Below are 9153 nucleotides of genomic sequence, written 5' to 3'. Positions count from 1 at the left end.
TTTACAGGAAGTAAAACAGACTTTCCACGAAGACTGGCGAACCCTCTGTGATATTCGGTTATAAGGTAAAGCCATCGTCAATGGTCAAATTGGTTCCGTTGATATAGTTAGCCTCGTCCGATAGTAAAAAAGTAATGCTTCCGCAAATGTCTTTAGCGCTCAGCATTCCGTGGCCGAGAGTTCTATCTTTATAGGCGCTTAATAATGGTGCAGGTTGACCATTTTCAATGCCGCCGGGAGACACACAGTTCACACGGAAGTTCGAGTCATTAATGTATTTGGCAAAGTACTTGGCCAGATGAATTAATCCCGACTTAACCGCTGCATACTCTACCGGCATCGTCATTGATGTTCCTTCGTAAATGGAGAAATCCGGAGCTTTAATGCCATAAATAGAGCTTAAAAGTACAACCGATAGTGGTTTTTGTTGTGACTTGAAGTGTCTTGCTGCGTGTTTTAACAGGCTAAAACAGGAGCCCAACTGGATAGCGACATTTTCATTGAATGAGGAGGAGGAGACTTCCAGCGCATCGGTACCATATTGACTATTTCTTGGGTAAGCGCAATTTACGATACCATCAATATCAGGGTACTGATTAAGTAATTGCTCTATATCGGTTTCCGAAGTGATGTCACAGACATGGGTAGTAATATTAGTAGAAGCCGTTTCATCAGAAGTGACATCAGCAGCGATAACGTGCCCATTTTTCTTCATAATATGTTGCACTACTTCCTGACCAATAAGGCCTTTTGCCCCCAGCACTAAGATTGTTTTTCCTGACAGCATTAGGTTTGCTCCGTCATTAACAGCTCTGCAAATTTAAAATCGATAATATCATCAATATCAACGGCCCGCTCTCTGGGCACTTCTATTGCGGTGGCTTTACCGTCAAAGAGTCCTTTTGCGCTCAACACAAAATCAGTCGTTGCTGCATAAACACAGGTTGTTATGTTGTAAGCTTTAGGCGCATCCTGGCGTCGAATAACTTTGCTATCTGAGTTAAACATTAAGCTCGCATATTGCTCATCATCTAACGTGACCATATTAAAACTGGGATGATGATTAGAGGGTGTAACCGATAGACAGATATCCGCATCGGACTGTTTTAGTCGGGAGATAGCTGAATTAACATCAGCAACAGTCGTTAAGGGACTTGTTGCCGGCAGACTGACAAATGTTTCGAAAGCTCCCGTATGCTGCGTCACCCAGGTTATGGCATGCTGCCAGGATAGCCACTCCGGACTGTCATCAGTGGCAAGTTCTTTTGGACGGTCAATAACTTTAGCTCCGCCTTTGCGTGCAACATGAGCGATATCGACATCATCAGTTGATACATAGATGTCATCAATAAGCTCGCTAGTCTGAGCGCAATCAATTGAATATTGAATTAAAGGTTTATTACACAGTGGCTTGATATTTTTTCCAGGAAGCCCTTTAGAGCCCCCTCGTGCAAAGACGAAAGCAATAGTTTTAGACATTTTGGGCGCGCTCTCTAATACGTTGAATGATGTGTAAAACCTCAAGTCCTTCGTTTAGGCTAACCGTGTTTTGCTTTTGAGCGGTGAAGTCAATGAGCATATCCAGATACATATTGTTCTTGTCGTACTTGCTGTCATCAAAGAGTATCGTAACGCCGTCAGCATCAAATTGAGTAATGGTGTTGGCTATCAAGTCCCACTCAATTCGCGCTTTTTCGGCAATGATAGTGCATTTTCGATGAGGTCTTTTTTGTAAGAAGTCGAGATGGATCGTAGCTAGCGCGTCATTCTTTAGCTTTATCTGGGCATCGACTATTTCTTCAACATTGGTATTTAGCTCATGCGAACGACGTAGTGAAGCAGACAAAACCTGATCGACTCCGAACAGCCAGTTGATGTAATCAAGTTCGTGGCTCAGTTCGTTCAGTGCTCCGCCGCCTAAGTCTGAACGTGCCGATACCGATTGACTGTAATCGGTGCCGGGACGCCAGTCTGGTAGGTACTGACCGACTTCTGCGTTAACGTTGTATATCTGGCCTAGTTGCTTTTGCTCAATTAGCTGTTTCATAAATTGAGCAGAAGGCAGGTATCTCAAACAATAGGCGACGCCGGCTAACTTATTCTTACTTAAGCTCAACGAGTCGGAGAAATGCAGCCCCTGGGTATAGTCTTGCGCCAGCGGCTTTTCGATTAGTGTCGGTATATTTAAATTAAGACAATGGCTGGCATGCGCCACATGGAAATTGGCGGGTGAAGCGACAACAGCAAGCTCAAAAGAGGAATCCAGTTCGTCAAGCGTAATTAGAAGATCGGCATCTGCCGGGCACGATGTGTTGCCACTACCGGAACGGATAGCGCAGACCGTCGCTTTAGGGAACAAATTTTTGATATTACGCATATGGCGTTGCCCGATATTACCGCAACCAATAACTGCCGCTTTCTTCATATTATAAATCCAGGTTGATAATATCGAGCTGCGCTCGTTTGTAGTCCTCAATACGGCCTATATCCAGCCAGTACTCACGTACCGGATACATGACAACATCCTTTTCTTGTTCAATGGATGACTCAAGTAGTGAGGGCATATCGATGTATCGGTTCTTGGAAACCGATCGTCTTAGTTCCGGGCTGACAATATAAATACCAGCGTTAATAAAGTAGTGCTCTACTGGTTTTTCTTGCATGTTAATGACTTTATTGTCTTGTCCCTGAATGACACCGAAGGGTACTTGATATTCGTAGTCCCTGACGCACATAGTGGCATGAGCCTTTTGCTTGTTATGAAACTCTAAGACTTTTTCAAAATCGACATTGGTCAGGACGTCGCCATTTATTAAGAATAAAGGGAGGTCGGGGACATCATTAGGCAATAACCCTAAAGCACCGCCGGTTCCCAGGGGCTCTTTTTCATGTACGTAAGTAATATTCACTTTCCACTTTGAGCCATCGCCAAAGTAATCCTTAATCATTTCAGGTAAATAATGAGTGGAAATATAAAAGTTTTTAAACCCAGAGCGAATAAAGCTGTTGAGGACAATTTCCAGTATCGGTTTGTCACCCACTTTAAGCAGAGGTTTGGGGCAGTTATCGGTTAGCGGGCGTAAGCGGGTACCAAAGCCTCCGGCCATTATAAAAACCGGGTTTTCATAGGTTCTGCCTGAACCGGTTTTGTTGAGTGTTTCCAGCCCAACAACCTTTCCTTTTTCAACCAAAGGTATTGCTAATAGCCCCTTGGACTCCATGAGTTTAACGGCGTCTTTTCTGGTGACATTTTTGGGAGCGGTTACGGGCGTTTTATTCATAACATGCTCGACCGGAGCATCGAGACCGACACCTTTTATTAAATGTCGACGAATATCACCATCAGTTACTACACCGACTAAGTGTTCAGTATCATCAATGACTAACGCAATTCTTAAAGCTGCATTATCGATTACTTTGAGTGCTTCAAGAATGCTCTGATTAGATTTCAATAAAATATTATGCCAACGGTAACTCATCGCTTTTCCTTTATTGGCGTAACGGTCATTTTTGGAGCGTAAACTATATGGTTATCGGGTATCGATTTATTCACTGTCGCACCAGCAGCAATAATAGAGTTATGACCGATAGTGAGCCCCTGAATGATGTTTGCACCTGTACCAATGTGCACGTTATTTCCAACATTAACACCGCCTGATAGATTAGCGCCAGGCGCGATATGACAATTCTGTCCAACTGTTACATCGTGCTCAATAATAGCCCCGGAGTTGATAATACTGTTCTCTTTAATTAAAGCTCCTGAGTTAATAATTGCTCGGGGGAGAACCTGTACACCAGTGTTTAACGTTGCATTATCAGAAATAATGGCAGAGGGATCGTTTATTGACATAAAATCGTATCCCCTTGTTGCAAAAAACTGATATATCTCCTGCCTTTTGTGATCGTAGGGGAGGCTGCCCAGGCCATTAATTAGAACGATATCATTTGTGTCAAAGGTTAATACATCGTTGTCGCTTTGGAGCCACTGTAGTTGCTTAAAAGCAGCACCGGGATGTTCAGGAGAAACCACCGCAAACAAGGAAATATTGTTTCGGATGCATAGGTCCAGGCAGACACTGGCGTGGCCACCTGCTCCAACGAGTAAAACTTTCTTATCACTCAAAAATGAGTTCTCCAGCTTCATAATTCTGTTTACAAATTTTGCCCTGAATATGCCAGTAGTAAATTGGGGAGAGTCCTCCGCCAGGTCTTTTTACGGCGATATCTTCTTTAGTAATGACTTGTCCTGCTTTTAGTCTACGTGCCGCGACTAAGCTTCTGCGAGCAATCGGTTTATTGTTAATCTCACTTTTTGTCGGGCGTTTTATACCGTCACCAAGCGCTTTCTCTATCGTCCTAATTGACGTCACCATTTGCTTCAACTGTTCAGGTTCCAGTGACGCTTTGTGATCGGGACCCTCTAAATGGCGATCCAGAGTGAAATGCTTTTCGATAATGCGTGCGCCTTTTGCCGCTGCGGCAATGGGAATAATAATACCGTCGCTATGATCAGAGTATCCAACAGGAAGCTTGAACGCCTGATGAATCGTATCCATTGCGTTTAAGTTTATCTCATCGAAAGGCGCGGGATACTCAGTGGTACAGTGCAAAATAGTGACTTTGTCCTGCAGCACTCGTTGCCCTTCAGAAGAGGCATAAGCGGCTTCAAAATCTGTTAGTGCAGGTTTTTCTGTTGTTTTATCGAGATAGCCAAAGGCAATAATGGCCAATGCGGTTTCTATTTCAGCCAGGGTTGCCATACCGGTAGAAACAACTAAGTCACATTGCGTTCGCGCGTGGGCCAGCAAAAAAGGCGCATTGGTTATCTCGCCTGATGGCACTTTCAGACGTTTTAGCCCTAAGTCATTGACTAGAAAATTAAGGCTCTCATCATCAAACGCGGTAGAAAGGAATTCTATTCCCAATTCGTTGCTGTACGCCACCAGTTCATAATGTAACTCAGGCGGTAACTCGAGTCGTTTAAGCATGTCATACTGGCTTTCTTTCTTGCCGGTGTTTTCAGTTTGGTAGTTTGCTTGCTGAGCTTCTTTAGTCACCAGTTTGTCGGCTTTAAAAGTTTGAAATTTAACGATATCAGCTCCCGCATCTCTGGCTGCTTTTATTAGCTCTCTGGCCAGTTCCGGGTCGCCATTATGATTAACCCCAGCTTCTGCAATAATTAGGGTCATTGGCTCTCTCCAGTATCGTAAAAAGTCTTCGTTCTATTCAAATTAGCAGACTTAAGAATGTCAATGATTTTACGGCTGGCGTTGCCTTGTCCGTATGGGTTATTGATATTTTCACCGATCTCCGTAGTAACTGCTTTATCTATTGCGTTGACGATAGCATCGTATGAACATTCGCAATGAAGGACACTTTTCGCTGCTAAGCGACCCAACTGGCGCTGACCTATATTGACAGTCGGTGTATTGAAAGAGGGAACCTCGATAATTCCACTCGAAGAGTTTCCGATTACTGCACTGGCATGTTTAATAGCGCTTAAGTAACGCTGCTGACCTAATGATGGAATGGCTATAACGCGATTTTCATTTGCATCTGCATATTGCTCAATCAGCGGAATAATTTGTCGTCCGCCATCATCAGCATTCGGGTAAGTGAAAATGACGTCAAACTCAGGATAGTTATCCAGAGCTTGAGTCAAGTTTCTGAAAGTTTCAACCGGCGGTTCGTCAGCTAATGTTACCGGGTGGTATGTGACAACGAAAAAGTCCTTGCGCAACTCAAAGCCAAGGGATTCGGCAAGCTCTTTGTGGTCTAGCAGTTCTGTGCGTGCTATGTGATCTAAGCCGAGTGCACCGACATTAAAAACACGCTCCGGTGTTTCACCGAGCTGAATGACTCGCTGTCGGTATTTTTCTGTTGCGGTAGCATGCAGATAACTTAACTTGGTAATGGCATGGCGAATGGCGTCATCATAGGCACCTTCGGTAATTTCACCACCGTGAATATGCAGTATCGGTATTCGCATTAACATAGCAGACTGGGCTATTCCTAAAGCTTCATAACGATCACCCAGAATAACCACAACATCAGGCTGTAGTCTGGTTAAGGCATCGGCGTAACCGATAATACCCATGCCAAGGCTTTTAACGGTACCCTGTGCTGTATCTGAGGAGAGCAGCATTTCGACTTTCTCATCAATTTTAAAGCCATCTTGTTCGATGTGCTTCGCGGTATAACCGAATTCCGGTGATAAGTGCGAACCAGACGCTATAACCTGCAAATGAAATGCTGGGTCTTCACATAAATCGCGAAGCAGCCAGTATAAAAGTCCGTAATCAGCCCGGGTTCCGGTAAAAACGGTCACCTTCATTGGTCACCCCTCTTTAAAATGGGTGAACTTGGTATATTCACCAAACGGGATTGTATATCCTCTGATACCGTCAGCTTACCACGTGGGCAACGCTCGAACATGGGAAGTCTATTCATTAAATGCCATGCTGGACGACACATAATCCCAGCGTTATTTTGTTCTTCAATGACAGTATTGCGCAGGTCACTATGCTCACACAAAATAGCATTTAACCAAAAGTTGGAGCGACACTCTGAAGGTTCATCGATAAACTGGAAACTGGAGCTTTTAAAGAACGCCTTGTATTGTTCTGCAAGTTCACGTTTTTTCTCAATAAATGTTTCCAGGTGACTCATTTGTGCGCAACCTAAAGCTGCATTAAGGTTTGGCATTCGGTAATTAAAGCCCGGTTCGTCATGATAGAACTCGTAGGGATGAGCAGCCTTAGCTGTTGTGGTTATGTGCTTTGCTCTATGACCTTCGGTTTCATCGGCACACAGCAGCATACCACCGCCGCCAGTGGTAATAATTTTGTTGCCGTTAAAGCTCAGTGCTGAAAAACGAGCTTTAGTTCCAGTGTGCTGCCCCTTATAAAATGAGCCTAAACTCTCAGCTGCATCTTCTACCAGCTCGATGTTCCACTTGTTACATATAGCCAGTAATTCATCTAACTGAACCGGGTGCCCAAAAGTATGCATAGGAACGCAGGCACGGATTTTTCGCTTAGACGTTTTATGAATGCAATTTTGTTCATCTGTTATTGCATGTTCTTCAAGAAAGGATTCAAGTGCTATAGGGCACATTCCCATGGTCTGATAAGCCACATCGATAAAAATTGGCTCAGCACCCATGTGATGAATTGCATTGCAGGTTGCGACAAACGTCAATGCCTGAGTAATGACATAATCACCGCTCTGAACACCCGCCATATACAAAGCGGCGTGAAGAGCTGCGGTACCATTGACTGTTGCTATTGCTCTATGAGCTCCGGTAAAAGCCTCCACTTGGTTCTCAAAACTAGTGACGTATTCACCGACGCTGGAAACAAAGGTGCTTTCTATCGTGTCGAGAACATTTCGTTTTTCCCGTTGGCCAAAGGTTGGCGCGTGCAAGGGAATAAACTCATTGGTCTGGTAGAGTGACCGGATAAACTCGCTGAGTTGAGATGTCGTTGGTGACATAAGGCTAATTCACATTTTACCGTCGAGGTACTTGCCAGTTTCTTTATGATCAAAGTTTGGCAGCAAAGTACAAAAGAGATCAATGATATCCTGTTTATTCCAGCATTTTGACTGCTTGAGTTTAAGGATTTCGTGTTCAAAGTTTTTCAGTAAGTCAGATGAATAATTCAGCTCATTTTTAACCACACCGATATTGCGAAAGCGTTCCATTTCGATAGTTTCATCGTGAGTGAAAAACTCTTCAAAGCCTTTTTCTCCGGTGGTGTCACTTCCCGTAAAAAGGCATGGCCACTGGCCTTTTTCTGGTAATGTTAAAGCCAGCGCTCTTGCTTCATCTTCTGACTGACAAAGTACGGGTTCTAAGCCTCTTTGCTCTAAGTATTTCTCGGCAATTTCAGAAAAAGTAATCAAGTGCAGAGCTTCACTCAGCTTTGGGAAAAAGATGTCTCTGTTTTCGCCGAAAATACAGGACATAAGGCACAATTCGCCTGACTCTTTCGGAGTAACGAAGTAGCGTTTAATATCGTTGGGCGCAACAATCGGCTGCCTTTTCTGAATACGTTGGTTAAAACCATGCAAGAGCGAGCCATCAGAAAATGCGACATTGGCGAAACGAGCTGTTGATATATCCACTTGTTCACTGCGCCTCATTAAGAACATTTCCATGATTCGCTTTGACGCTCCCATCATGTTGACTGGGTTCGCTGCTTTGTCGGTTGAAACACAAAAATACTTTTGGCTGCCATGTTTAATCGCGTGTTCAATGCTTTTGTCGGTATTGAAGATATTAACGTCGAGCATCCGCATTAATGTGAATGGATCTTTTTCGCTACGAACATGCTTTAAAGCCGATAAATTGAGGACATAATCATACTGCCCGTAGTGGTTCATTAAAGCTTCGAACTCCAATGAGCCAATATCCAGAGCAAAGGTTTTAAAGTCGCCATTGATATAGCCCAGCGAGCTACGGACATCTCTGACCAGCTCAACTAAGTTGTTTTCACTAATATCAACGACATGAAGCCGTTTAGGAGAGCGTTTAAAGATTTCTTTAACGACCGCCTGGCCAATTGAACCTGCGCCACCTAAAACAAGGAAGCTGGAAGAAGAAACTTGTTCGCAAAGTTCCATTTCGTGATGTTGGATATCGCCAGAGAACAGCTCTCGATCGCGACCAATTAACGATAAAATATTATCCACGTTATGTATTTTATGAGTCTGAATTGGTTATAGATTGTAATCGGCAGAGTATGCTATGTCTTGAGTTAATGCAATTTGAAGTGGGGGTATTTAAGGGATAATGGTTACTCGTTTCGTCCTGTTTTAACAAAAACAAAAAAACCGGCTCAAAAGCCGGCTTTTCTTTCCCTGCGCCTAAGCCCAGGTCAGTAATTCTTCTTACAGTGCTTTGATCTTAGCATTCAAACGGCTCTTATGACGTGCCGCTTTGTTTTTGCTGATAAGACCTTTAGTTGCGTAACTGTCCAGCATTGGGGTTACGTCTTTCATTGCAGTGTTTGCTGCATCTTTGTCTTTCTTTTCAATAGCTGCGATTACACGTTTAAGGTAAGTACGCATCATTGAACGACGGCTTGCATTGTGGCGGCGATTTTTCTCGGCCTGAATCGCACGCTTTTTAGCAGACTTAATGTTAGCCAA

10 protein-coding genes are annotated in these 9153 nt (G+C 43.7%); all 10 read right to left on the bottom strand.

The genetic code is table 11. From position 1 onward, the window contains the following. Nucleotides 1–58: 58 nt before the first annotated feature. Nucleotides 59–787, bottom strand: coding sequence for an oxidoreductase (locus tag B3180_RS09785; protein WP_286844278.1), 729 nt, complete (start codon nt 785–787; stop codon nt 59–61). Next, nucleotides 787–1479 (bottom strand): cytidylyltransferase domain-containing protein, encoded by a 693-nt coding sequence (locus B3180_RS09780; RefSeq protein WP_271331615.1) that lies wholly within the window; start codon nt 1477–1479, stop codon nt 787–789. The genes B3180_RS09785 and B3180_RS09780 overlap by 1 nt, the downstream gene beginning before the upstream one ends. Further along, complete coding sequence (locus B3180_RS09775) at nt 1472–2425, bottom strand: Gfo/Idh/MocA family protein (RefSeq protein WP_278358308.1); 954 nt, start codon at nt 2423–2425, stop codon at nt 1472–1474. The genes B3180_RS09780 and B3180_RS09775 overlap by 8 nt, the downstream gene beginning before the upstream one ends. 1 nt (nt 2426) lies before the next feature. Next, nucleotides 2427–3479, bottom strand: a complete 1053-nt coding sequence (locus tag B3180_RS09770; protein WP_271331613.1) for a nucleotidyltransferase family protein — start codon at nt 3477–3479, stop codon at nt 2427–2429. Then, nucleotides 3476–4123 carry an acetyltransferase gene (locus tag B3180_RS09765; protein ID WP_278358309.1) on the bottom strand — a complete coding sequence of 216 codons (648 nt, stop codon included), beginning with the start codon at nt 4121–4123 and terminating at the stop codon, nt 3476–3478. The genes B3180_RS09770 and B3180_RS09765 overlap by 4 nt, the downstream gene beginning before the upstream one ends. Beyond that, nucleotides 4116–5189, bottom strand: coding sequence for an N-acetylneuraminate synthase (gene neuB, locus B3180_RS09760; RefSeq protein WP_278358310.1), 1074 nt, complete (start codon nt 5187–5189; stop codon nt 4116–4118). Before neuB ends, B3180_RS09765 begins: the two co-directional genes overlap by 8 nt. Continuing rightward, nucleotides 5186–6334: a UDP-N-acetylglucosamine 2-epimerase gene (gene neuC / locus B3180_RS09755; RefSeq protein WP_278358311.1), complete on the bottom strand. Its 1149-nt coding sequence runs from the start codon at nt 6332–6334 to the stop codon at nt 5186–5188. Before neuC ends, neuB begins: the two co-directional genes overlap by 4 nt. After that, a complete protein-coding gene (locus B3180_RS09750; RefSeq protein ID WP_278358312.1) occupies nt 6331–7494 on the bottom strand; it encodes a LegC family aminotransferase in 1164 nt (387 codons plus the stop codon). The genes neuC and B3180_RS09750 overlap by 4 nt, the downstream gene beginning before the upstream one ends. A 9-nt stretch (nt 7495–7503) precedes the next feature. Then, on the bottom strand, nt 7504–8694 hold the full coding sequence (locus B3180_RS09745; protein WP_278358313.1) for a UDP-N-acetylglucosamine 4,6-dehydratase: 1191 nt from the start codon (nt 8692–8694) through the stop codon (nt 7504–7506). A gap of 198 nt (nt 8695–8892) precedes the next feature. Continuing rightward, on the bottom strand, nt 8893–9153 hold the full coding sequence (gene rpsT / locus B3180_RS09740) for a 30S ribosomal protein S20 (RefSeq protein ID WP_054486760.1): 261 nt from the start codon (nt 9151–9153) through the stop codon (nt 8893–8895).

The sequence above is a fragment of the Idiomarina sp. UBA4206 genome (genome assembly GCF_002383015.1).
GTDB lineage: Bacteria > Pseudomonadota > Gammaproteobacteria > Enterobacterales > Alteromonadaceae > Idiomarina > Idiomarina abyssalis.
This window is presented reverse-complemented; position numbering and strand designations above follow the sequence as displayed.

What these genes read in the sequence shown, in the direction of transcription:
- B3180_RS09770 (WP_271331613.1), bottom strand. Translation starts at nt 3,479, where the DNA reads ATGAGTTACCGTTGGCATAATATTTTATTGAAATCTAATCAGAGCATT.
- B3180_RS09775 (WP_278358308.1), bottom strand. Translation starts at nt 2,425, where the DNA reads ATGAAGAAAGCGGCAGTTATTGGTTGCGGTAATATCGGGCAACGCCAT.
- B3180_RS09780 (WP_271331615.1), bottom strand. Translation starts at nt 1,479, where the DNA reads ATGTCTAAAACTATTGCTTTCGTCTTTGCACGAGGGGGCTCTAAAGGG.
- B3180_RS09785 (WP_286844278.1), bottom strand. Translation starts at nt 787, where the DNA reads ATGCTGTCAGGAAAAACAATCTTAGTGCTGGGGGCAAAAGGCCTTATT.
- neuB (WP_278358310.1), bottom strand. Translation starts at nt 5,189, where the DNA reads ATGACCCTAATTATTGCAGAAGCTGGGGTTAATCATAATGGCGACCCG.
- neuC (WP_278358311.1), bottom strand. Translation starts at nt 6,334, where the DNA reads ATGAAGGTGACCGTTTTTACCGGAACCCGGGCTGATTACGGACTTTTA.
- B3180_RS09750 (WP_278358312.1), bottom strand. Translation starts at nt 7,494, where the DNA reads ATGTCACCAACGACATCTCAACTCAGCGAGTTTATCCGGTCACTCTAC.